Source organism: Enterovirga sp., from assembly GCF_035325185.1.
Taxonomy (GTDB): domain Bacteria; phylum Pseudomonadota; class Alphaproteobacteria; order Rhizobiales; family Beijerinckiaceae; genus Enterovirga.
In genome coordinates, this window is sequence record NZ_DAOLAJ010000043.1 from 1 (window position 1) to 21992 (window position 21992).

Annotated in this window: 21 protein-coding genes and 1 tRNA gene; 7 read left to right on the forward strand and 15 right to left on the reverse strand. The window is 70.0% G+C overall.

Annotated features, from left to right (window positions below):
• Positions 1-4 precede the first annotated feature (4 nt).
• The 4 genes from PKD06_RS10300 to PKD06_RS10315 all read right to left on the reverse strand — a co-directional run bounded on the left by PKD06_RS10300 (position 5) and on the right by PKD06_RS10315 (position 2603).
• Positions 5-80: transfer RNA gene (locus tag PKD06_RS10300), tRNA-Lys, on the reverse strand.
• Positions 81-201: 121 nt separating this feature from the next.
• On the reverse strand, positions 202-1128 hold the full coding sequence (locus tag PKD06_RS10305; protein ID WP_324380085.1) for a DUF1775 domain-containing protein: 927 nt from the start codon (positions 1126-1128) through the stop codon (positions 202-204).
• A 40-nt stretch (positions 1129-1168) separates the two neighbouring features.
• A complete protein-coding gene (locus PKD06_RS10310) occupies positions 1169-1528 on the reverse strand; it encodes a hypothetical protein (RefSeq protein ID WP_324380086.1) in 360 nt (119 codons plus the stop codon).
• A gap of 31 nt (positions 1529-1559) precedes the next feature.
• Positions 1560-2603 carry an NADP-dependent oxidoreductase gene (locus PKD06_RS10315; protein ID WP_324380087.1) on the reverse strand — a complete coding sequence of 348 codons (1044 nt, stop codon included), beginning with the start codon at positions 2601-2603 and terminating at the stop codon, positions 1560-1562.
• Positions 2604-2768: 165 nt separating this feature from the next.
• On the opposite strand from PKD06_RS10315, the gene PKD06_RS10320 reads away from it, so the two are divergent.
• Genes PKD06_RS10320 through PKD06_RS10330 form a run of 3 tightly spaced genes read left to right on the forward strand, consistent with a single transcriptional unit; the run spans position 2769 to position 6806 of the window.
• Positions 2769-4052 carry an extracellular solute-binding protein gene (locus PKD06_RS10320; RefSeq protein ID WP_324380111.1) on the forward strand — a complete coding sequence of 428 codons (1284 nt, stop codon included), beginning with the start codon at positions 2769-2771 and terminating at the stop codon, positions 4050-4052.
• A gap of 13 nt (positions 4053-4065) precedes the next feature.
• A complete protein-coding gene (locus PKD06_RS10325; RefSeq protein WP_324380088.1) occupies positions 4066-5775 on the forward strand; it encodes an iron ABC transporter permease in 1710 nt (569 codons plus the stop codon).
• Between the two features lie 5 nt (positions 5776-5780).
• Positions 5781-6806, forward strand: a complete 1026-nt coding sequence (locus PKD06_RS10330; RefSeq protein WP_324380089.1) for an ABC transporter ATP-binding protein — start codon at positions 5781-5783, stop codon at positions 6804-6806.
• A 13-nt stretch (positions 6807-6819) separates the two neighbouring features.
• Here the strand turns inward: PKD06_RS10330 and ada are convergent, their stop codons facing one another.
• Positions 6820-7878 (reverse strand): bifunctional DNA-binding transcriptional regulator/O6-methylguanine-DNA methyltransferase Ada, encoded by a 1059-nt coding sequence (gene ada / locus PKD06_RS10335; RefSeq protein ID WP_324380090.1) that lies wholly within the window; start codon positions 7876-7878, stop codon positions 6820-6822.
• 39 nt (positions 7879-7917) lie between these two features.
• Positions 7918-8649 carry an endonuclease III gene (gene nth / locus PKD06_RS10340; RefSeq protein ID WP_324380091.1) on the reverse strand — a complete coding sequence of 244 codons (732 nt, stop codon included), beginning with the start codon at positions 8647-8649 and terminating at the stop codon, positions 7918-7920.
• A 20-nt stretch (positions 8650-8669) separates the two neighbouring features.
• Between nth and PKD06_RS10345 the strand changes: the two genes are divergently transcribed.
• Positions 8670-9215: a DUF2244 domain-containing protein gene (locus tag PKD06_RS10345; RefSeq protein ID WP_324380092.1), complete on the forward strand. Its 546-nt coding sequence runs from the start codon at positions 8670-8672 to the stop codon at positions 9213-9215.
• A gap of 7 nt (positions 9216-9222) precedes the next feature.
• Here PKD06_RS10345 and PKD06_RS10350 read toward each other — a convergent pair whose 3' ends face one another.
• Together PKD06_RS10350 and PKD06_RS10355 are read right to left on the reverse strand one after the other, a co-directional pair.
• Entirely contained in the window at positions 9223-9816 is a 594-nt protein-coding gene (locus PKD06_RS10350) for an HdeD family acid-resistance protein (protein WP_324380093.1), read from the reverse strand.
• Positions 9817-9895: 79 nt separating this feature from the next.
• Positions 9896-10876: a YidB family protein gene (locus tag PKD06_RS10355; RefSeq protein WP_324380094.1), complete on the reverse strand. Its 981-nt coding sequence runs from the start codon at positions 10874-10876 to the stop codon at positions 9896-9898.
• A 214-nt stretch (positions 10877-11090) separates the two neighbouring features.
• Here PKD06_RS10355 and PKD06_RS10360 point away from each other — a divergent pair, with 214 nt between their 5' ends.
• Together PKD06_RS10360 and PKD06_RS10365 are read left to right on the forward strand one after the other, a co-directional pair.
• Positions 11091-11744, forward strand: a complete 654-nt coding sequence (locus tag PKD06_RS10360) for a L,D-transpeptidase (RefSeq protein WP_324380095.1) — start codon at positions 11091-11093, stop codon at positions 11742-11744.
• Between the two features lie 37 nt (positions 11745-11781).
• Positions 11782-12315 (forward strand): OmpA family protein, encoded by a 534-nt coding sequence (locus tag PKD06_RS10365; protein WP_324380096.1) that lies wholly within the window; start codon positions 11782-11784, stop codon positions 12313-12315.
• A 36-nt stretch (positions 12316-12351) separates the two neighbouring features.
• Here PKD06_RS10365 and PKD06_RS10370 read toward each other — a convergent pair whose 3' ends face one another.
• On the reverse strand, positions 12352-14352 hold the full coding sequence (locus tag PKD06_RS10370) for an ATP-binding protein (protein WP_324380097.1): 2001 nt from the start codon (positions 14350-14352) through the stop codon (positions 12352-12354).
• Positions 14353-14859: 507 nt separating this feature from the next.
• Positions 14860-15144 carry a hypothetical protein gene (locus PKD06_RS10375; protein ID WP_324380098.1) on the reverse strand — a complete coding sequence of 95 codons (285 nt, stop codon included), beginning with the start codon at positions 15142-15144 and terminating at the stop codon, positions 14860-14862.
• Positions 15145-15324: 180 nt separating this feature from the next.
• Here PKD06_RS10375 and PKD06_RS10380 point away from each other — a divergent pair, with 180 nt between their 5' ends.
• Positions 15325-16218, forward strand: coding sequence for a class I SAM-dependent methyltransferase (locus tag PKD06_RS10380; protein WP_324380099.1), 894 nt, complete (start codon positions 15325-15327; stop codon positions 16216-16218).
• A 112-nt stretch (positions 16219-16330) separates the two neighbouring features.
• Here the strand turns inward: PKD06_RS10380 and PKD06_RS10385 are convergent, their stop codons facing one another.
• The 5 genes from PKD06_RS10385 to folP all read right to left on the reverse strand — a co-directional run bounded on the left by PKD06_RS10385 (position 16331) and on the right by folP (position 21991).
• On the reverse strand, positions 16331-17191 hold the full coding sequence (locus tag PKD06_RS10385; protein ID WP_324380100.1) for an outer membrane beta-barrel protein: 861 nt from the start codon (positions 17189-17191) through the stop codon (positions 16331-16333).
• 377 nt (positions 17192-17568) lie between these two features.
• Positions 17569-20304, reverse strand: coding sequence for an excinuclease ABC subunit UvrB (gene uvrB / locus PKD06_RS10390; RefSeq protein WP_324380101.1), 2736 nt, complete (start codon positions 20302-20304; stop codon positions 17569-17571).
• Positions 20305-20362: 58 nt separating this feature from the next.
• Complete coding sequence (folK, locus tag PKD06_RS10395) at positions 20363-20851, reverse strand: 2-amino-4-hydroxy-6-hydroxymethyldihydropteridine diphosphokinase (RefSeq protein ID WP_324380102.1); 489 nt, start codon at positions 20849-20851, stop codon at positions 20363-20365.
• Positions 20844-21212 (reverse strand): dihydroneopterin aldolase, encoded by a 369-nt coding sequence (gene folB, locus PKD06_RS10400; protein ID WP_324380103.1) that lies wholly within the window; start codon positions 21210-21212, stop codon positions 20844-20846. Before folB ends, folK begins: the two co-directional genes overlap by 8 nt.
• On the reverse strand, positions 21209-21991 hold the full coding sequence (gene folP / locus PKD06_RS10405; RefSeq protein WP_324380112.1) for a dihydropteroate synthase: 783 nt from the start codon (positions 21989-21991) through the stop codon (positions 21209-21211). Before folP ends, folB begins: the two co-directional genes overlap by 4 nt.
• Position 21992 lies beyond the last annotated feature (1 nt).

Consider the following 21992-nt stretch of genomic DNA (forward strand, 5'->3'; position numbering starts at 1 on the left):
GCGATGGTGGGCGCACTAGGGCTCGAACCTAGGACCCGCTGATTAAGAGTCAGCTGCTCTACCAACTGAGCTATGCGCCCATCGCCGCGGTGGCCGTTGGCACCGGGAGGCGGCGGGTCTCTAGCAGGGCCGCCTGGTCCTGTCCACCGGGCGAGGGCGCGCCGCCGTGATTTTTCTCCGCAGCGGCCCTCGCCATGCTCCTCAATGCATATGGTCCGGGCCGCGGGCGCCGATCGCGCCGACCTCGAAGGTGACCTCGGCCGCCCCCGCCTTCTCGAAGACGAGCGAGCCCTTGACCGATTGCCCCTGCTTCAGGCCCTCCTTCAGCCCGAGGAACATCAGGTGATAGCCGCCGGGCTTCAGTTCCACGCTGGCGCCGGGAGCGATCGCGATTCCGTCGACCGGGCGCATCTTCATGACGCCGTTCTCGTTCGTCATCTCGTGCACCTCGCCGCGTTGGGCGAGCGCCATCGTGGCGCCGACCAGCCGGTCCGGCGCGGTCCCGCGATTCGTGATCCTGACATAGCCGCCGGCGACCTGGGCGCCGCCGGGCGTCGCGCGGAGCCAGGGCGCCTCGACCGTGAGGTCGCCGATTCGGACGGAGCCACGGGTCGCCACGATTCTCACTCCCGGCGCGGGCTCGGCGAGTTCATGCGCGTTCTGGCCGGGCTTGGGGATCTGCGCCCAGTGATAGGCCCCGCTCTCGCAGGTCTGCTCGACGGGGAAATAGACGGTCTCCCCCGGCGCGAAATCGTCCGACAGCGTGACGGAGAAGACGAATTCGTCGAACTGGTCGTCGGGGAGGCTGCCCCCGGTCCAGGTGATCTCGCGCACGCCTTCGGTCAGCGTGCCGTGCGGGCTCGGATAGGGCTTCTTGTAGGGGCCGCGCACGGTCCCGATGGTCCAGCCGGCCTTGGCCATGGGCCGGACGGCCACGGCGCCGTCCGGGATGGTGACGCGGAGCGCGGTGGTCGCCGAGCCCTTGCAGCCATGCGTCACGCGCAGGATCGCGCGATAGGGCGAATTGGCGGGAGCCTCGCGCTTTTCGAGCACGATATGGGCGCTGGCGGCGGATGCGGCGAAGAAGGCGCCCGCGAAGGCGGCGCCGCGAAGAAGATGGAACGACATGGAACGGAATCCCCGGAGGAGTGATCGAAACGGCGGATGATCACGCGGCCGGGGGGGCTCGGGGGGAATGGGCGCCCTTGGGCGGCGCCCGTGCCGGGGGAGGGGCGGTGCGGGCGAAGGCGAGGACGATCGCCGCGCGGGGGACCGTGACGAGGGCGGAGGCCGCGCCCGGTGGAGGCGGGAGCGAGGCGCAGGCGAGGAGGCAGCAATCGTGCTGGTGATGCCGGGCGGGAGCGCCCGGTTCGTCCTGGAGCGGCGAGCAGAAGCCGGAGACCCCGTGCTCCCTGACGGAATCGGGAAGGGCGAGGCCCGCGAGGAAAGCCTGGAGCAGAAGTCCGTAGAGCGCGGCGACGGCGATCGTCGCGCGTGCTCCCCGGCTCAGGATGCGGCGGCTGCTCATGCCCGAGATGTGCTGCGGCCGGCGGGCGGCGTCAATCGGGCGCCTGCATTCCCGGCGAGGCGACCTTCACCAGGAGCTTGCCGAAGTTGCGGCCTTCGAGGAGGCCGAGGAAAGCCTCGGGAGCGTTCCCGATCCCCTCGACGACATCCTCGCGGTACTTGATCCGGCCCTCGCGGATCCAGGCGCCCATCTCGCGCTGGAAATCCTTCGCCTGGGAGGCGAAATCCCACACGATGAAGCCCTGGATGCGAAGGCGCTTCGTCAGGATCGCCCCGAAAAGCTGCGGCGTGCGGTCGGGGCCGGGAGGCGGGGCCGTGTCGGAATAATTCGCGATGCGGCCACAGACCGGGACGCGCGCGAAATCGTTCAGCAGCGGAAAGACGGCCGTCCAGACCGCGCCGCCGACATTCTCGAAATAGATGTCGATGCCTCCGGGGCAGGCGGCCGCGAGCTTCTCGGGGAAGTCGGGCGCCTTGTGGTCCACGGCGGCGTCGAAGCCGAATTCCTCGATCAGGGCGCGGCATTTCGCCGGGCCGCCCGCGATGCCGACCGTGCGGCAGCCCCTGATCCGCGCGATCTGGCCGACCGTCGCGCCCACGGGACCCGTCGCCGCCGCGACGGCGAGCGTCTCGCCCGGCTTCGGCTGGCCGATATTGTGGAGGCCCGTATAGGCGGTCATGCCCGGCATGCCGAGCACGCCGAGGGCGGTCTGCACGGGCGCGGCGGCGGGGTCGAGCTTGCGCAGGGTCTTCTCGCCGAGGACGGCATATTCCTGCCAGCCGCCATGGCCGAGCACGATGTCGCCGGGGCGGAAGAGATCGCTCCGCGAGGAGACGACCTCGCCGACCGTGCCGCCTTCCATCACCTCGCCGATCCCGACCGGGGCGGCGTAGGATTTCGCCGCGTTCATCCGCCCGCGCATATAGGGGTCGAGCGAGAGCCAGAGCGTTTTCGTCAGCACCTCGCCGGGGCCCGGGGAGGGGCAGGGCGCCGCCTCGATCCTGAAATTGTCGAGGGTCGGTTTGCCCTCCGGCCGACTCGCCAGCAGGATGCGGCGGTTCTGGACATCGCTCATGCGGCTCTCCTCGTCATGGCGCGATTCCTATACGCCTTGCGGGCCGCGGCGTATCCGCCCTTCCGCTCGGTTGACGCGGGAAGGAAAGCGCTGCCAGAAGCGCGAAACTTTCGGGAGGTGCCAGTGTTCCGCTCGCTCGGTCTCGTCACGCTGCTCGGCCTCGCGATGGCCTTGGCCCCGGCCGCCAGGGCCCAGGCGCCGACGCGCGTCACCGTCGTCACCTCCTTCTCCAAGGAAGTGACCGATCCGATCAGGAAGGCTTTCGAGAGGGCCCATCCCGCCTTCACCCTGGAGGTGCAGAACCGGAACACGAATGCCGGGGTGAAATATCTCCAGGAGACCCGCGCCAACAACCAGGTCGACCTCTTCTGGGCCTCGGCTCCCGATGCCTTCGGCGTCCTGAAGGCCGACAAGCTGCTCGAGAAATACACGCCCAAGGCGGAAGGCATCCCGAAGAATGTGGGCGCCTTCCCGATCAACGACCCGGACGGCTATTATTCGGGCTTCGCGGCCTCGGGCTACGGCATCATGTGGAACACGCGCTATGCCCGCGCCCACAAGCTGCCCGACCCCAAGGAATGGGAGGATCTGGAGAAGCCCGTCTATTACGACCACGTCTCGATCGCCGCGCCCTCGCGCTCGGGCACGACCCATCTCACCCTCGAAACCATCCTCCAGGGCGAGGGCTGGGAGAAGGGCTGGCGCACCCTCAAGGCCATGGCCGGCAATTTCCACGGCGTCACCGAGCGCTCCTTCGGGGTGCCCGAGCAGGTCAATTCCGGGCAGGTCGGCCTCGGCATCGTGATCGATTTCTTCGCCTTCTCGGCCGAGGCCAGCGGCTACCCGGTGAAGTTCGTCTATCCCTCGGTGACGACCATCGTGCCAGCCAATATCGCCCTCGTCGCCAACGCGCCGAACCGGGCCGGAGGGCAGGCTTTCATCGATTTCCTCCTCTCGCCCGAGGGGCAGGAAGTGCTGCTGGAGCCCTCGATCCGGCGCCTGCCGGTCAATCCCGCGACCTATGCCAAGGCGCCGGCCGGCTATCCCAATCCCTTCAAGGACACCTCGCTCGGCGCCAAGGTGAAGTTCGACGTCGCGGTCTCCGACAAGCGCACCGACGTCGTCGATACCCTGTTCGACCAGCTCGTCACCTTCCAGCTCGAGCCCCTGAAGGCCGCGACCAGGGCGATCCACGAGGCCGAGGCGGGGCTCGCGAAGAAGGACGACCCGAAGGCAAGGGCGCTGGTCGCCGAGGCGCGCGACCTGATCGCCGCGATGCCCATCACCGCCGAGGAGGCCGTCTCTCCCGAAATCGCGGGCGCCTTCAAGGGCGGCAAGCAGAAGACCGCCCGGCAGGCGGAGCTGGAACGCGCCTGGGCGGCCTTCGCGGCCGAGAAATACGCCGCCGCCAAGGCCAAGGCCGAGGAGGCCGGGAAGCTCGTGAAGTAAGGGGCGCGCCTGGATGGCGGCGATCGCCCTTCGGCGCGTGAGGCAGGCGGCGGCCACGCCCGGCCAGGTCGCGGCCGCGCTCGCCATCGCCGCCTTCCTGCTTCTGTTCCTCGTCCTGCCGGTCGCGACGGTGGCCTATGTCGCCTTCACCGAGCGCGGGACGGGCGCCTTCACGCTGGTCAATTTCCTCGATTTCGCGCGGACCGAGCTGTTCGTGCGCTCCTTCCTCAACTCGCTCTACGTCGCGACGATGGCGGTGGTCCTCGCCTCGCTCTTTGCGGTGCCGCTCGCCACCCTGACGAGCCGCTACGAATTCCCCGGGGCAGGGCTCGTCCGGCTGCTCGGCTTCCTGCCCCTCGTCATGCCGCCCTTCGTCGGCGCGGTGGCGATGCAGATGATCTTCGGCCGCAGCGGCACGATCAACCTGCTGCTGGAGGATCATTTCGACATCAACATTCCCTTCATGGAGGGGCTGAACGGCGTCGTCCTCGTCCAGGCGGTGCATTATTTCCCCTTCATCCTGGTCAACCTCTCGACCTCGCTCGCCAATATCGACAGGTCGATGGAAGAGGCGGCGCAGAACCTGGGCTCCTCGGGGCTGCGGCTCTTCCGGCGCATCGTGCTGCCGCTCGCCATGCCCGGCTATCTCGCCGGCGCGGCGCTCGTCTTCGTGAAGGTGTTCGACGACCTCGCGACGCCCCTCCTCCTCAACGTCAAGGACATGCTGGCACCCCAGGCCTATCTGCGCGTGACCTCGATCGGCATCGCCGATCCGATGGGCTACGTGATCGCGCTCGTGCTGATCCTCGTTTCGGTGGCCGCCATGGCGGTGCCGTCCTTCCTGACGCGCGGGCGAGACTACGCCACCACGCAGCGCGGGGGAGGGGGCCTGACCCGGGCGCGGCTCGGGCCGGCGGGCCTTGCGATCGCCTATCCTCTCGTCGGGCTGATCCTGGCGCTCGTCCTCGCGCCGCATCTGGGCCTGGCCCTCCTGTCCTTTGCGACGGTCTGGTCCTATTCGCCGCTGCCCGACGCCTTCACCCTCGCCCATTACGCGCGGGTCTTCGGCGAAAGCTCCCTCTACATCCAGAACACGCTGCTCTATGCGACCCTCGCCGGCGGGATCGACGTCGTGATCGGCACGGCCATCGCCTATCTCGTGCTGCGCACGCGGCTGCCCGGCCGGCGCTGGCTCGATCTCGGCGCGAGCGCGGCGCTCGCCGTGCCGGGCGTCGTGCTCGGCATCGGCTATCTGCGCTGCTTCTACGGCGTCACGCTCCCCGGCGGGCGGCCGCTCGCGAGCCTGTGGATCATGATCGTGATCGCGCTCGCCGTCCGGCGCCTCCCCTACGCGCTGCGCGCCTGCCACGCGGCGCTGATGCAGGTCTCCGCCTCGCTCGAGGAGGCCGCCGAGAATCTCGGCGCCACCAAGGCGCGCACGGTCCGGCGCGTCGTCGTGCCGCTGATGGCGGGCGGAATCCTCGCGGGCTTCGTGACCAGCTTCGCAACGGCCGCCGTCGAGCTGTCGGCGACGCTCATGCTCGTCCAGTCGAACTCCGACGCGCCCATCGCCTATGGCCTCTACGTCTTCATGCAGTCGGCGGCGGGGCGGGGGCCGGGCGCGGCGCTCGGCGTCATTACCGTGCTCCTGGTCGCGGCCTGCACCGTCGCCTCGCATGCGGTGATCCGCCACGGGGAACGCCTGAGGGGCAAGGAGAGCTGACGCGGATGACACAGGTTCCGGCCCGCTCTCCGGCCGAGCTTCGGATCGAGGGCGTCGATCTCTCCTATGGGGACAACCACGTCCTGAAAAACGTGAGCCTCGCCGTCGAGCCCGGCGAACTTTTCGCCTTCCTCGGCCCCTCGGGCTGCGGAAAGACGACGCTGCTGCGGCTGATCGCCGGGTTCAATCAGGCCGATCGCGGGCGGGTGCTGGTGGACGGCGCCGACATATCCGGGCTGCCGCCCTGGCGGCGCGATGTCGGGCTCGTCTTCCAGTCCTATGCGCTTTGGCCGCATATGACGGTGGCGCAGAACGTCGCCTTCGGCCTGGAGGAGCGGCGCCTGCCGCGCGCCGAGGTGGCGCGCCGGACCGAGGCGGCGCTGGCGCTGGTGGGGCTCGGGACATTCGCCTCCCGGCGCCCCTCGCAGCTCTCGGGGGGCCAGCAGCAGCGCGTGGCGCTCGCGCGCACGCTCGCCGTCGAGCCGAAGCTGCTCCTCCTCGACGAGCCGCTTTCCAATCTCGACGCGCAGCTTCGCGTGCAGGTGCGGCGCGAATTGCGCGAGATGCAGCAGCGGCTCGGCCTCACCACCATCTTCGTGACGCACGACCAGGAGGAGGCGAACACGATTTGCGACCGCATCGCGGTCATGCGCGACGGCATCGTGCAGCAGGTCGGAACGCCGGTGGAGCTTTATGAGAGGCCGTCCAATCTCTTCGTCGCCCGTTTCCTCGGCTCGCTGAACGCGCTGTCCGGTCCCCTCCCGGAAGGGCTGATGGCGCCCAAGGCGGGACTGACGCCGGTCTTCCGGCCGCAGGATGCGGTAATGGGCGGTGGCGAGGGTCTCGTGGGTCTGACCGGCCGGGTGAAGACCCGCGAATTCCTCGGCGCGACGATCCGCTATGCGCTTGCGGCCCCGCAGGGCGAGATCATGGTCGACACGCCGTTCCGCGCGGGAGCCCGCCTCGAGGAGACGGGCGCCGAGCTGACGATCGGGGTGCCGCCGGCCGCCTTCCGCTGGCTCGCAGACTGAGCCCCGGCGGGGCTCAGCCCACCTTCTCCCGCGCCAAGAGGTCGCGTTTTCGCGCGACGCCCCAACGATAGCCCGAGAGGGAGCCGTCGGTGCGCACCACCCGATGGCAGGGAATGGCGACCGCGATGGCGTTGGCGGCGCAAGCGCCGGCCACGGCCCTGACGGCTTTCGGCTCCCCGATCCGCCGCGCCACCTCGGCGTAGGTCGCGGTCTCCCCGGCCGGGATGTCGCGCAAGGCCTGCCAGACGCGCTGCTGGAAGGCCGTGCCGCGGATGTCGAGGGGCAGGCCGAGGCCGAGTCCCGGATCCTCGACGAAGCCGACCACCTCGGCCACGACGCGCTCGAAAGCCTCGTCGCCCCCGACGAGATCGGCTTTCGGGAAGCGGTCCTGGAGGTCGCGCAGCAGCATCTCGGGATCGTCCCCGAGGCTGATTGCGCAGATCCCCCTGGCGCTCCTCGCAACGAGGATCGCCCCAAGCGAGCATTGCCCGAGCGCGAAGAGGATGCGCGCCTGCGCGCCGCCCTCCCGGTAATCGGTCGGCGTCATGCCGAGCATGGCGTTCGAGGCTTCGTAGAAGCGGCTCGAGGCGTTGAAGCCGGCCTCATAGATCGCCGAGGTGACGCTGCCGGCCCGCGCCAATCCCTCCCGCACCCGGTGCGCTCGCTCGGCGACCGCATAGGCGCGGGGCGTGAGACCCGTCGCCGCCTTGAACAGGCGGTGGAAATGCGAGGGGCTGAGTCCCGCCTGCGCCGCGAGATCTTCCAGGGACGGCATGTCCCCGGCCGTCTCGATCGCCCGGCAGGCTTCCGCCACCAGCCGCGTCTCGCGCCCCTGTTCGTCCGGGCGGCAGCGCTTGCAGGGGCGGAACCCCGCCGCCCGCGCCTCCTCGCCGTCGGCAAAGAAGGCGACGTTTTCCGGGCGCGGCCGGCGGGCGCCGCAGGAGGGGCGGCAATAGACGCCCGTCGTCCTCACAGCGTAGACGAAAAGCCCGTCCTGCCGGCGGTCGCGCCTCCGCAAGGCCGTCCAGCGCGGATCTTCGGTGATCGAGGCTGCCGCCATCATCGCGTTCATATCCCGTCCTCCATGATGTCGGACGGGATAGGGCGCGGCTCAAGAGCCTGCACTCCGCTCCTTGCCCTGGAATTCCGTCTTGTAGGGATAGCGGCAGAGGTCGGCGATCAGGCAGCGCCAGCACTCGGGGGCACGCGCCTTGCAGATATAGCGTCCGTGCAGGATCAGCCAATGATGGGCGTGGAGCAGATATCGCTTTGGGATGCGCCTCTCGAGGCCGCGCTGGATGTCCTCGGGCGTCTTGCCGATGACGATGGGAATGCGGTTCGAGACCCGGAAGACGTGGGTGTCGACCGCGATGGTCGGCTCGCCGAAGGCGATGTTCATGACGACCGAGGCGGTCTTGCGGCCGACCCCGGGCAGAGATTCCAGCACCGCGCGGGAGGGGGGAACCACCCCGCCATGCTCCTCGGCGAGGATGCGCGAGAGCGCGACCACGTTCTTCGCCTTGTTGCGGTAGAGGCCGATCGTGCGGATGTGCTCGGCGACCTTCTCCTCGCCGAGCGCGACCATGGCGGCGGGGGTGGAGGCCTCCTTGAACAGCCTGCGCGTGGCGATGTTCACGCCCTTGTCCGTCGCCTGGGCGGAGAGGACGACGGCGACGAGCAGCGTATAGGGATCGGCATGTTCCAGCTCGCCCTCGGGATGGGGATTCGCCTCCTCGAAGCGGCGCATGATCTCGGCGAGCGTCGCGTCGTCGACGGGCCCGGGTGGGCGGCCCCGCGGCGCGGCCGCGTCCGTGGGGGTCTGTCGCGGCTTCCTGGCGGGCATGAACGCGTTATATTGAGGCGATGAGCATCGGCAAGGCCATGCAGGACGGTCCGGGCGCGGGAAGCGATCCCGGCGCGGGAAGCGATCCCGCGAGCCGTACGCTGTTCTCGGCCGTCATCACGCCCCACCGCTCGCTCCCCCCGGAAGCCTTCCGGGTCATGATGGCGCTTCTGTGCTGCGTGGCGGCGCTGATGGGGATCCGCTTCGTCGTCTTCGGCTTCTGGCCGGTGGCGGGCTTCATCGGGCTCGATGTCCTGGGGCTCTATATCGCCTTCAGGATCAGCTACAGCCGGGGCCGGGCCTTCGAGGAGATCAGGCTCACGCCCGTCGAGCTGATGCTGCGGCGTGTCGGGCATCGGGGCGATGCGCGCGAATGGCACTTCAATCCCCTCTGGACGCGCCTCGTGCGGGAGACGCACGAGGAGTTCGGGCTCCAGCGGCTGACCCTCGTCTCGCGCGGCCAGCAGATCGTGATCGCAGGGGAGCTCTCGCCGGAGGAGCGCGCCCATTTCGCCGACGAGTTCGGCGCCGCGCTCAACCGGGCGAAAAGCGGCATCGGCTTCTGAGCGGCCGTCAGGCCGAGGCGCGGGTTCGCGAGCGCAGCCGGAAGGCGAGCCCGACCAGCATCGCTCCGAAGACGATGGCGTAAGCCCCGATCCAGATCGCCATGACCACCGCCCCGCCGATCGGGAAGATCGCGAGGAGCAGGCCGAAGATCACCGAGGCCGCCCCCGCGAGGACGAGGAGCCAGCGTCCGTGATCCAGGTGGAGCTGGAAGGCGGCGGCGATCATGAAGAGGCCGGAAACGATCGACCAGGCCGCGGTCAGATAGACGAAGACGATGATGGCAAGGCCCGGCATGGCCACCATTGCGGCCGCGCCGAGAATGTCGACGGCGCCTTCGAGAATGAGAAGGCCCCAGCGCTCGCCCTGGCGCGCCGCGCGCATGCCGGCCGCGATCGCCAGCGCGCCGTCGACCAGAAGATAGGCCGCGAAGAGCAGGACGAGGCTGACCAGGGTCACGCCCGGAAGCATCAATGCGAGGAATCCGAACAGGATGCCGAAGGCGCCCCGCAGCGCCACCACCCACCAGTTCCGGGCCAGGGCCGCGTTGAGCGCGTCCCGTCGCGCCAGCTTGGGATCGAGGGGAAGGGTCGGTGACGTCATGGGGTGGCTCCCGGGCTCGATTGCCCGGATGAAGTCCCGGGGCCGGGCCAGGGTTCCGCCCGGCCCGGCCAGGGATCCCTCAGAGCCAGTTCCGCTGTTCCTGGTCGGTGGGGGCCCGGCCATGCGGCGTCAGGCCGTCGACCACCTGCGGGAGGGCCCGGGAGAGCTGCGCGAGCAATTCGCTCCGATCCAGCCCGAACTGGCGGGCGAGCTGGTCGACGGCGCCGGCGCCCAGCGCCTGTTCCAGTTCGCCCGGCGAGGGCTCGCGATTGGGGCCGTGGCCGATCCACGAATCGATCAGTCCGCCCTGGCCGTTCTGGTCGAAATGACGCTGGAGATCCTCGAAGCCTCCGCCGAGAAGGCTTTGAGCGCCCGCCTGCTGCGCCCCGCCGGGACCGTCGAGCATCGAGCCGACCTCGTCCAGGAAGCCCCCGCCGCCGCCCCGCGGCCGCTCGTACGGCGCTCCTGCGCCCTCGGGGGGCTCGCCATAGGCATCCTCGCCCTCATCCGCCTGTCCGTAGGCGCCGCCCCCCGCTTCGGCCGGCTTGCGGCCGCCGGAGAGCATGTCGTGCAGGACGCTGCCGAAGCCGCCCGCGCCGCTCGACAGGTGCTTGTTGGCGAGGATCGCGAGAACCGCGAGCACGAGGGGCGAATAGCTGCCGCCGAGAAGGCTGCCGAGGCCGCCGCCGCGGCTCGGATCGGCGCCCGAGGGGGCGGGGGCCGGAGCAGGGGCCGGAACCCGCCCTGCGGGCTCGGCACCGCCCTGGGCGCCGCCGAGGATCTGGCCGAGAAGGCCGCCGAGATCGCCAAGGCCGCCCTGGCCGGCAGCCGGGGGGCGTCCCGCAGGCGCGGCCCCGCCCTGGGCTCCGCCGAGAATCTGTCCGAGAAGATCGCCGAGGCCGCCGGCTCCTCCCTGCGGCGCTCCGCCGCGGGCGCCGCCGAGGATCTGGCCGAGGATGTCGCCCGCGCCGCCGCCCTGCTGCGGGGCGGGCTGCCGGGCCTGGCCTCCGCCGGCCATGTTCCCGATCACCTGTCCGAGAACCTGATCCAGAAGTCCCATCTCTTCCTCCCCGGCGACGAGCGACGAAATGACAGATAACGGGCCGGAGGGCGTTCGGTTGCCATCGAATGGCCCATGATTCGCGCTTGAGCCTGTGTGCGGCGCGAAACGGCGCAGTAACCACCTTCGGTGATCTAGGAAAGGTTCGCCCGCCATCCGAGTCCGGCTCCCCGCCCGCGGAGCCGTGTGGAAGGCGGGCACCATGGAGATTGGCATGGAAAGGTTCACCCGCAGAGGTTTCGGCGCGACCATCGCGGCGGGAGCGCTCGCGGCCGCGCTGCCGGCGCGCGCGGAGGTCGAGATCCCGATCGACTGGGCTGAGTATTTCGGGCCCGAGATCGAGGATAACGGCAAGCCCTTCAAGCTCGCCAACCAGGACAAGCTCGACCGCGTCTGGCGGCGCCAGCTCGTGGAATACAGGTCGGACGAGCCGGCCGGCACGGTGGTGATCGATACGCAGAACCACTTCCTCTACGTGCTCTTCGAGAACCAGACCGCCATCCGCTACGGGGTCGGCGTCGGGCGCGAGGGCTTCAAGTGGTATGGCCGCGCCAGCATCGACCGGCGCACCGTGTGGCCCGGCTGGACGCCGCCGCCGGAAATGCTCAAGCGCAAGCCGGAACTGCCGAAGCACATGGTCGGCGGCGCCGACAACCCGATGGGCTCGCGCGCGCTCTATCTCTACCGCGACGGGGCCGATACGGGCTTTCGCATCCACGGCACCAACGAGCCCTGGTCGATCGGCCTCGACGGCTCCTCGGGCTGCATCCGGCTCCTGAACGAGGACGTCATCGACCTCTACCAGCGCTGCCCGATCGGGACCAAGGTCCTCGTCCTGAAACATCTCGGATCGCGCGACGCGGCCTGACGAGCGAGGCGCCGCAAGGCGGCGCGCGGGGGCAAGGATGAACGAGAACGAATGCCCGCCCCGGCGGGCGGGATGGCGGGCCGGCGCGCTGGCGCTGGCGCTGGCGCTTTCGGCTTGCAGCACGGCGCCGGAGAAGCCCAAGGTGAAAGCCTATGCGGGCGGCCCCGACAGGTCGATCGCGGTGGCGGAGGATGTCGCGGCGGGCACGGTCCAGGACTTCGCCCTGAATGTCGGGCCGCGGACCTTCTTCCGCGAGAACTCGGCCGATCTCGATTCGGTCGCCAAGGTGACGCTGGACAAGCAGGCGGCCTGGCTTGTGCGCCATCCGAGCTGGTCCGTGAGGATCGAGGGCTTCGCCGACGATCCCGGCTCGCCCGAGGCCAATGTCGAATTGTCGACGCGGCGGGCCGAGGCCGTGCGGGCCTTCCTCGCCACGCCCCGCCTCCCGCCCGCGCGCATGTCGGCCCGGGGCCATGGCCGCACCCCCCTCGTCCGCGATTGCCCGGACCCCTCCCGCAAGGTGCAGAACCGGCGGGTCGTCACCGAGCTTCACGGCGGCGAGCAGTCCTGATCCGACATCCGGGAGCGGGAGGCGGAATGGACAGGCTCAGGTGTCGAGCACGCCGCGGATCCTGGCGCCGAGCTGCTCGATGTCGAAAGGTTTCGGCAGGACGGCGAGGCCGCTCTCCGCCGTTCCCTCGCGCCAGATCGCCTCGCGCGCGTAGCCGGTCGTGAACAGGACCTTGAGGTCCGGCAGGAGGGCGCTCGCCTGCTCGGCGAGTTCGCGCCCGCTCATTTCCGGCATCACCATGTCGGTGAAGAGGAGGGTGACATCCTGGCCGGCTGCGATGGCGGCGAGCGCCTCGCGCCCGTCCGCGGCGGGGATGACGGTATAGCCCAGCTCGCGCAGGGCTTCGACCGAATAGGTCCGCACCCGCTCCTCGTCCTCCACCACCATCACGATTTCCGTGGAAGCCCCGCGGGGCGCCGCCTCCCTCGGGCGGGCCGCGGTGCCCGGATCGGGCTCGTCGGCGGCGCGCGGCAGGTAGAACATCACCGTCGTGCCGATATCGGGCGTCGAGAAAATCTTGATATGGCCGCCGGACTGGCGGGCGAAGCCGAAGACCTGGCTCAGGCCGAGGCCGGTGCCCTTGCCGATGGGCTTGGTGGTGAAGAAGGGATCGACCGCCTTCGCCAGCACCTCCGGCGTCATGCCGATGCCGGTATCGGTGACGGCGATCAGCACATATTGCCCCGGCGCGATCTCGTATTCGCGGGCATAGTCGTCATCGACCAGGGCGTTGCCGGTCTCGATGGTCAGCGAGCCGCCGCCCGGCATGGCGTCGCGCGCATTGACCGCGAGATTGAGGATCGCGTTCTCGAGCTGGCTCGGATCGGCCGTAGCCCGCCAGAGGCCGTCGGCCAGGATGGTCTCGATGCCGACGGGCTCGCCCAGCGTGCGCCGCAGAAGGTCGGCCATGCCCGCGATGAGCCGGTTGGCGTCGACCGGCTCGGGATCGAGGGGCTGGCGGCGGGAGAAGGCGAGCAGGCGCTGCGTCAGCGCCGCGGCCCGGGTCGCCCCGTCCATCGCGGCGGCGACATAGCGGCCGATATCGGTATTCCCCCGCGCCAGGCGCCGCTCGAGGAGGTCGAGGCTGCCGATGACGACCGCCAGCATGTTGTTGAAGTCATGGGCGATGCCGCCGGTGAGCTGGCCGACCGCCTCCATCTTCTGCGCCTGGTGGAGACGGTCTTCCAGGGCGCGCTGCTCGGTGATGTCGCGGGCCGCGGCATAGATCCGGTCCTCGACGGCGATCGCCGTCCAGGCGAGGCGGCGATAGCCGCCCTCCTGGGTCAGGAGGCGGCTCTCGAAGGCGAGCGTCGTCTCGCCGGCTTCGAGCCGGGCGATCTCGCGGCGCGTCGGATCGAGATCGTCGGGATGGTGCAGCCAGTCGAAGGTCCGGCCGACGATCTCGTCCACCTCCCAGCCCAGGACGCGCGTCCAGGCCGGGTTGACGTTGAGCCAGATGCCTTCGAGCGTCGCGACGCCGAGGAGATCGCGGCTGACCTGCCAGATGCGGTCCCTTTCGCGCGTGTGCTCGGTGAAGCGCGCCTCGCTCTCGCGCAGCCGCCGGTCGGCGAGGGCGCGGCCGGTCGTCTCCTCGATCATGCACAGGACGGCGCAGATACGGCCATCCTCCTCCGGCACCGCCGAGCAGGCGATGTCGAAACAGGCCGTCTCGGGGTAGCCTCCCACGCGCAAGGGCCGGTCTCGCGCGACCGCGGCCTGGCCGGTCTCGCGCACGGCGCGCAGAAGCGGGCGCAGATCCTCCCACAGCCCCGCCCAATGCCCGGCCGCAGGGCGGCCGAAAGCGGCGGGGTGCTCGCGGCCGATCGTCGGCGCGAAGGCGTCGTTGTAGAGGGCGACGAAATCGGGGCCCGCGAACAGGACGATCGGCATCGGCGCCGCCAGGACCAGATCGAGGGCACCTCTCAGGGCCGCCGGCCACGTGCTCCGCGGACCGAGGGGGAAGGCGCCCGCATCGGGCGCGCGCAGGAGATCCCGGACAGGGGGGCTGTCGCTCGGATCGGCATCGGCGCGCGTCAACAGATGATCCAGCCTCTCGACGTCGGATCGGTCAGTAACGGATCGCGCGGAGAAATAAAGACGGCTGCCCCCATCGGAGCGGGCCTTGCCGCTTTCGTTCGACGAGCCCGGCCGTCTCGACGACGCCCGCTTCGATGGCAGGGCTATCGCCTATGGCGGTTTCCGCCGCACCAACCCCCCCCCCGCTTGCGGCGGGGAGGGCCGAGTCGCGCCGAAGGCGCGAACCGGGGTGGGGGCGTCGATGCGAATGCCCCGCCTGTCGGTAGGCGGAGCCGCCCCCCACCCGGCTCGGCTTTGGCCGAGTCCACCCTCCCCAAGCGGGGGGAGGGTTGGTGCGCGGACCGTCGACGCCATATGCGATAGCCCTGGCTCCGAGGGGGGGAGACGGCTCGAAGCAGACGCCGGCGAGCCGGACCGACGACGGGGGCTATGGCCGAAGCAAGATGGCCGGCCCCCGGTCTGTCTTTCGCTTCGGCGTGATCTTTCCGGGAAGCGGGAACCGTCTTTCTAGCGGCGGCAGTGGCCCCAATAGAGGAACTGGCCCGTATAGCGGTTCCGGCAATAGACGCGCGGGCGCGAATAATAGACGGGCCGGGAGCGGGCGCAGTGGCCCCAGTGCAGGAAGCGGCCCGTATAGCGGTTGTAGCAGAACACGCGCACGTCCTGGAGAAGCGGATTCTCGCCGGCGCCCGTTCCGAGGCCGCCGCCCGCCGGGCCGGGAACGGCCATGGCGCCGGTGGTGGCGGCACCCAGGGCCGCGGCGGCGGCCAGCATGATGACGAAGTGCTTCATTGATCCTCTCCCGCCGATTCCGCTCCCGGCATCCCGTCGAGCGGCGAGGCCGCGAAGGGCCGTGCGCCGGGATTGCGAATTGCGTATCGCGGAGGATGCATATGCCGTGTTGCAGCTTGATTGCGGCAGCGCTTCCTTGTCCCTACGGAAGGTTTCGGCCCGATCCTCGAAGAGGTCCTGTTGTTGCTCCCTGCGCCGCGCCCCCCTCGTCTCGTCGGTTGCACGCCTGAAGGCGATTCGCAGGCCGACGCGCTGGGGGCCTGCGCGGCCCGCTGGCATGCCTATCTCGCCTCCGAGGTCGATATGCGGATCGATCCCTGCGACGACATGCTGGTCGATACGCCGGACGGGAGGGAGCATTACCGCCTCGTCGGACTGAAGGCGCTCGAGCTTCTGGCCGATGCCATGCTCCTTTCGGGGCGGACGAGGCCGGGCCGCATCCTCGACCTGCCCTGCGGCGGCGGGCGCGTCACGCGACATCTCGTCCGGTTCTTCCCGGAGGCCGAGATCTCGGTCGCCGATGTGGACGAGGGGAAGGTGGAGGCGGTGACGCGGCAATTCGGCGTCCGGCCCGTCGCGGCGAGCGCGGATTTCACCGCTCCCCTGGGCGAGACCTTCGACCTGGTCTTCGTGGGCTCGCTGGTGACCCATTTCGACGAGGCGCTGTATGTGCGCGCCCTCGACGTCCTGCTCGGCGCGCTGGCGCCGGGCGGGGTGCTGGTGCTGACGACCACGGGACGGAGCTGGGCCGCGGAGGCGCAGGGGCGCGATGTCGAGGCCGGCCTGCGGGCGCGCGCCTGGTGGAGCCCGGCCGCGACCTGGCTCAGCCGGGGGCGCTACCGCGCCAGCGGGCCCCGCTCGGCGATCGAGGGACGCTATGCGCGGCGCGGCTTCGGCTATGTCCAGGTAAACAGTTGGACCCGGCTGTACGGGCGCAGCTACGGCTCGAGCTGGGCCTCGCCGTCCTGGCTGATGCGGCAGGTGGAGCACCGCCCCGACATCCGCATCCTCGGCTTCAAGGAGAGAGGCTTCGACCACCTCCTCGACGCGTTGATGCTCCAGCGCCTCGCGTGAGCGTGCCGGGATGAATCCGCCCGGGAACGGGAAGGCGGAAACAAAACGGCCGCCCGAGGGCGGCCGTCGAGGAGAGGAGAAGGAGGGCGGCGAGGGGCCGCCCGGCCAAGTCCTACCAGCTGGAGAACTTGTAGTTGACGCCGAAGCGGGCGATCACGCCCTTGTTGTCGGTCGAGCCCGCGACGTTGACCGCGCCGAACTGCTGCGCCGGGGAGATCAGGAACATCTTGTAGTCGGTCGAGCTGCGGGTCTTGCCGAGGTCGTAGTACAGCGCCTCGCCCTTCACCGACCAGTTGGCGTCGAGCATGTATTCCAGGCCGCCGCCGACCGTGTAGCCGGTCTCGGTCTTGGAGCGGCTGAACGCGGTTCCGTAGGGCACGACGTTCGAGCCGGCTCCGGCGAAAGCGAGGTTGAGGCTCTGGGTCGTCTGCTTCTCGCCATAGGCGAGACCGCCCGTCACATAGACGAGCAGGTTGTCGAACACCGTATAGCCGAGACGGCCCCGGACCGTCCCGATATAGTTGAAGCGCTGGCTGGAAGTGGCCGAGCCCAGGACCGGGTTGTTCGGGTAGCCGGTGACGGGGACGTTGATCGGCGTCGTCTCGCTCGAGCGCGACGATGCCTGGAGATCCGTCTCAAGACCGGCGACGATCGAGCCGAACTGCCAATTGTAGCCGATCTGGCCACCGCCGAGGATCGCGGACAGGTCCGATCCCCGGTTGCTCGAGGCGACCGCCGACGACGCTACGAGAGAGGCCGCGCCGCCGACGCTGGTGTTGACGTAGCTCTGAGAGCCGGCCGTGGTGGTGCGGTTGCTCCCGACATAGCCGACATTCGCGCCGACATAGAGGCCGGACCAGGTGAAGACCGGCACCGCCACGAGCGGCGCAGGGCCGGCCGAAAGATCGGCGGCCGAGGCGGAGCCCGCCATCAGCGCCCCCGCGGCGACCCCCAGGAGGAATTTTTTCGTCATTGCTAAGCCCCATCTTTGCCTGATTCTTAAGTGACCTCAAGCTGGCTGGACTTGCAAGCCGAATGAGGAGCCGGCCCTCATCCTGCAAGCCGACGTAGCAGATCGGCAACAGGTCAGAGGGGCCTCGCGGCAGTTCACGCAAGTTCTCGCATCCGCGGGATCGCCGCGCCGGCCCTGCCATTACAATCGCCCGGAAGGTTCCCCGCCGCCATGCACGGCTGTGATCACAGCGCGATGGGGTGAAGCTCTCTCCTTTGTCATTTCCGGCGGCCCGAAGAGAATCCGGAGCCGCATGCGAGCCCTCTGGATCCCCTTCCCACGCCTGCGGAGCGCCCGGGGATGACAGGGGGCGCCCCATCGCCCCTTGCCCGTCATCCTCAGCTCCGCTTCCGGCCCTTCCATTTCGGCTTCTGCCCGGCCGCGCCTGCGGTGGAATAGGCGGGCGGCCGCGCGGGCAGGGGCCCCGCATGGGCCGGCAACTCGTGCACGTGGGGACCCATCTCGTCGAGGGTGGGCTTGCGGGCGCGGCTGTCGCGGCCGGGCTTCGGCAGGCCGGGGCCGGCCGGAACCGCGCGCCCGGCGCCGCGGCCTTCCCCGTCCTTGGGGTCGATGCCGAGTTGCAGCTCGGTCATCTGGAGGCGCTTCAGCTCGTCGCGCAGGCGCGCGGCTTCCTCGAAATCGAGATCGGCCGCCGCCGCCCGCATGCGCTTCTCGAGATCGGCCATGACCGCCTTGAGATTGTGGCCGATCGTGACCGCCTGGTCGGCGAGCCCGGTCTCGACGCGGACATGGTCGCGCTCGGCGACGCTCTCCAGGATGTCGGCGATGCCGCGCTTGATCGAGGCCGGCGTGATCCCGTGCTCCGTGTTGTAGGCGAGCTGCTTCTCGCGCCGCCGCTCGGTCTCGGCGATGGCGCGGCCCATGGAGCCGGTGACCGTGTCGCCGTAGAGGATCACCTTGCCCTCGACGTTGCGGGCGGCCCGGCCGATCGTCTGGATCAGCGAGGTCTCCGAGCGCAGGAAGCCTTCCTTGTCCGCATCGAGGATGGCGACGAGCGCGCATTCGGGGATGTCCAGCCCCTCGCGCAGGAGGTTGATGCCGACCAGCACGTCGAAGACCCCGAGCCGCAGGTCGCGGATGATCTCGATGCGCTCGATCGTGTCGATGTCGCTGTGCATGTAGCGCACCCGCACCTTGTTCTCGTGCAGGTATTCGGTGAGGTCCTCGGCCATGCGCTTGGTGAGGACGGTGACGAGCGAGCGGTAGCCGCGCCGCGCGGTCTCGCGGATCTCGCCCAGCACGTCGTCGACCTGCGATCGCGCCGGCCGCACCTCGACCGGCGGGTCGATCAGCCCGGTCGGGCGGATCACCTGCTCGACGAAGACGCCCTGCGCCCGCTCCATCTCCCAGGGGCCGGGCGTCGCCGAGACGTGGACGGTCTGCGGGCGCATGGCCTCCCATTCCTCGAAGCGGAGCGGGCGGTTGTCCATGCAGGAGGGCAGGCGGAAGCCGTATTCGGCCAGCGTCGCCTTGCGGCGGAAGTCGCCGCGAAACATCGCGCCGATCTGCGGAATGGTGACGTGGCTTTCGTCGGCGAAGATCAGCGCGTTGTCGGGCACGTATTCGAACAGCGTCGGCGGCGGCTCGCCGGGGCGGCGGCCGGTGAGATAGCGCGAATAGTTCTCGATGCCGGCGCAGGAGCCGGTCGCCTCGATCATTTCGAGGTCGAAGGTCGTGCGCTGCTCGAGGCGCTGCGCCTCGAGCAGGCGGCCCATCCGGTTCAGCTCGTCGAGCCTCTGCCGCAGTTCCTCGCGTATCATGCGCGACGCCTGCTGCAAGGTTGGCCGCGGGATGACGTAGTGGGAATTCGCGTAGATCTTCACGAATTTGAGGTCGGCGGTCTTGGTGCCGGTGAGCGGGTCGAACTCGGCGATCCCCTCCACCTCGTCGCCGAAGAGGGAGATGCGCCAGGCCCGGTCTTCCAGGTGGGCCGGGAAGATCTCGATCGTGTCGCCGCGCACGCGGAAGGTGCCGCGCGCGAAATCGCCCTGGACGCGCTTGTATTGCAGGGCGACGAGGTCGGCGATGAGCTGGCGCTGTTCGATGCGTTCGCCCAGCGTCACCGCGAAGGTCATGGCCGTGTAGGTCTCGACCGAGCCGATGCCGTAGATGCAGGAGACCGAGGCGACGATGATGACGTCGTCGCGCTCCAGCAGGGCGCGGGTCGCCGCGTGGCGCATGCGGTCGATCTGCTCGTTGATGGACGAATCCTTCTCGATATAGAGGTCGGTGCGCGGGACGTAGGCTTCGGGCTGGTAGTAGTCGTAGTAGGAGACGAAATATTCGACCGCGTTCTCGGGGAAGAACGACTTGAACTCGCCGTAGAGCTGGGCGGCGAGCGTCTTGTTCGGTGCGAGGATCAGCGCGGGCTTGCCCGTCTCGGCGATGACCTGGGCCATGGTGAAGGTCTTGCCCGAGCCGGTGACGCCGAGCAGCACCTGGTCACGCTCCAGCGCCCTCACGCCCGCGACCAGCTCGGCGATGGCGCTCGGCTGGTCGCCCGAGGGTTGGTAATCCGAGACGAGTTTGAACCGGATGCCGCCTTCGGATTTCTCGGGGCGCTCGGGCCGGTGCGGGGTCCAGAGCTTGCCGTGCTTGAACAGCGGATTGCCGCTCTCCAGCAGGGCCGAGAGGGCGGCGACGGTGGCCGATACGCCGGTCGAGGACGGGAGGGCGGTCTCGTCCCCGTCGGGCTCCCCGTCCGCGGCGCCCTCGCGGGCGTCCAGGACGAGGGTCTCGGCCAGAGCCGGATCGATCGCCGTGACCGGCCCCGCCGCGTAGCCCGCCTGCGGCGCCTCGCCGAAGCCGGGGGCCGGCGGCGGCTTCCTGCGCCGTGGCTTCTGCGGCGACAGATGGGCCGGCGAGGCTTCGCCGCGGCCGATGGCGGGATTGAGCAGGGTCGCGAGATGTTCGTCGAGCGGCTTCAGCTCGGGCTTGGTCGCCTTGGGCTGCGCGCGTGCGCGCGTCTTCTGGGCCGGATCGGCCGGAACCCTCGGAGCTTTGGCCATGCGCGAATATGGGGCGAGTCGTGCGGGGCGGGAAGGGTCACGCATCTGCGCGGGAATTGCCCTCCCCGCCGCAAGCGGGGGGAGGGGGAGCGGACGGTGCGCGTCATGGCGGTTCGGGCCGCCGGATTCCCGACACGTCGCAGGCGGCGAGGGCGGCGGCCACACTCCGCTGGCCGATCACCAGCTCCGGCGCGATCTCCGCCAGCGGCAGGAGGACGAAGCCGCGATCGTGCCAGTGGGGATGGGGAAGGGTCAGGCGTTCGTCCGAGAGCGCGACGCCCGCCATGTGCACGATGTCGATATCGATGACGCGCGGTCCCCAGCGCCGGGTCTCGGTCCGGCCGAGTTGCTTCTCGGTCGCCTTCGCGGCGTCGAGCAGCGCATGGGGCGCGAGCGACGTTCGGATGGCCGCGGCAGCGTTCAGGAACGGGCCCTGGTCGGTATCGCCCCAGGGCGGCGTCTCGTAGAGGCCGGAAACGGCCCCGACTGAAAGGCCCGGCAGGGCGCGCAGCGCGGTGAGGGCGGCCGAGAGGTTCGCGGCGCGGTCGCCGAGATTGCTCCCCAGCGAGAGCCAGGCGTCCCGCTCAGGCACGGGAGCGCGTCACCACGACCGCGACGCCATCGAGCAAGGCCGGAATGGGCGCTCCCGGCTTGTCCACCCGCACCGTGACCGCCGTAAGCCGGGGGAAGGCGTCGAGGGCGTCGCGCGCGATCGCCTCGGCCAGGGCCTCGATCAGGAAGAAGCGCCGCGATCCGGCGATGGCGGCGGCGCGTTCGGCCAGATCGGCATAGCTGACGCTGTCGGCGAGGTCGTCGCTCGCCCCCGCCGTGGAGAGGTCGAGGCGGCAATCGAGCGAGACGTAGAAGCGCTGGCCCGTCTTCCGCTCCTCCGGCAGCACGCCGTGATGGGCGAAGACGGCGATGCGCTCGAGGATGATCCGATCGCCGCTCACGGCCGAGCCACCGAGCCGGCCCGCACGGCCTCGACGACGCGCAGGGCCTCACGATGCGCGGCGACGTCGTGGACCCGCACGGCCGCCGCGCCGAGCTGCGCCGCGATCACATGGGCCGCGATCGAAGGGATGAGCCGCTCGTCGGGCCGCGTCTCGCGCGGGGCGAGCCGCCCGAGGACCGATTTGCGCGAGGCGCCGACCAGGACCGGGAAGCCCAACGCGCAGAGATCCGGGAGCCGGCGCAGGGCGTCGAGCTGCTGGTCCGGCGTCTTGCCGAAGCCGATGCCCGGATCGAGCATGACGTGGCCGTCCGGGATGCCGGCCCGGCGCGCGATGGCGAGCGTGCGCTCGAAGAAGCGCTTCATCTCGTCAAGGATGTCGAGCGATGCGTCGGCGCTCTCGCGGTTGTGCATGGCGACCACGCCGGCCCCGTGCGCTGCCGCGACCGAGGCGATGTCGGGATCGCGCTGAAGCCCCCAGATGTCGTTGACGATGCGCCCGCCCGCCCTCAGCGCGGCCTCGGCGGTCGCGGCCTTCCAGGTATCGACGGAGACGGGCACCCCGATCGCGGGCGCGAGCGCGCGGATGGCCGGCAGGATGCGGGCCTGTTCCTGCTCGGCCGGGACGGGCGCATGGCCCGGACGGGTGGATTCCCCGCCGATATCGAGAATGTCGGCTCCTTCCGAGACCATCCGGCGGGCCTGGGCGAGGGCCGCCGGGAGGGCGTCGAAGCGGCCTCCGTCCGAGAAGGAATCCGGCGTCACGTTCAGGACGCCCATG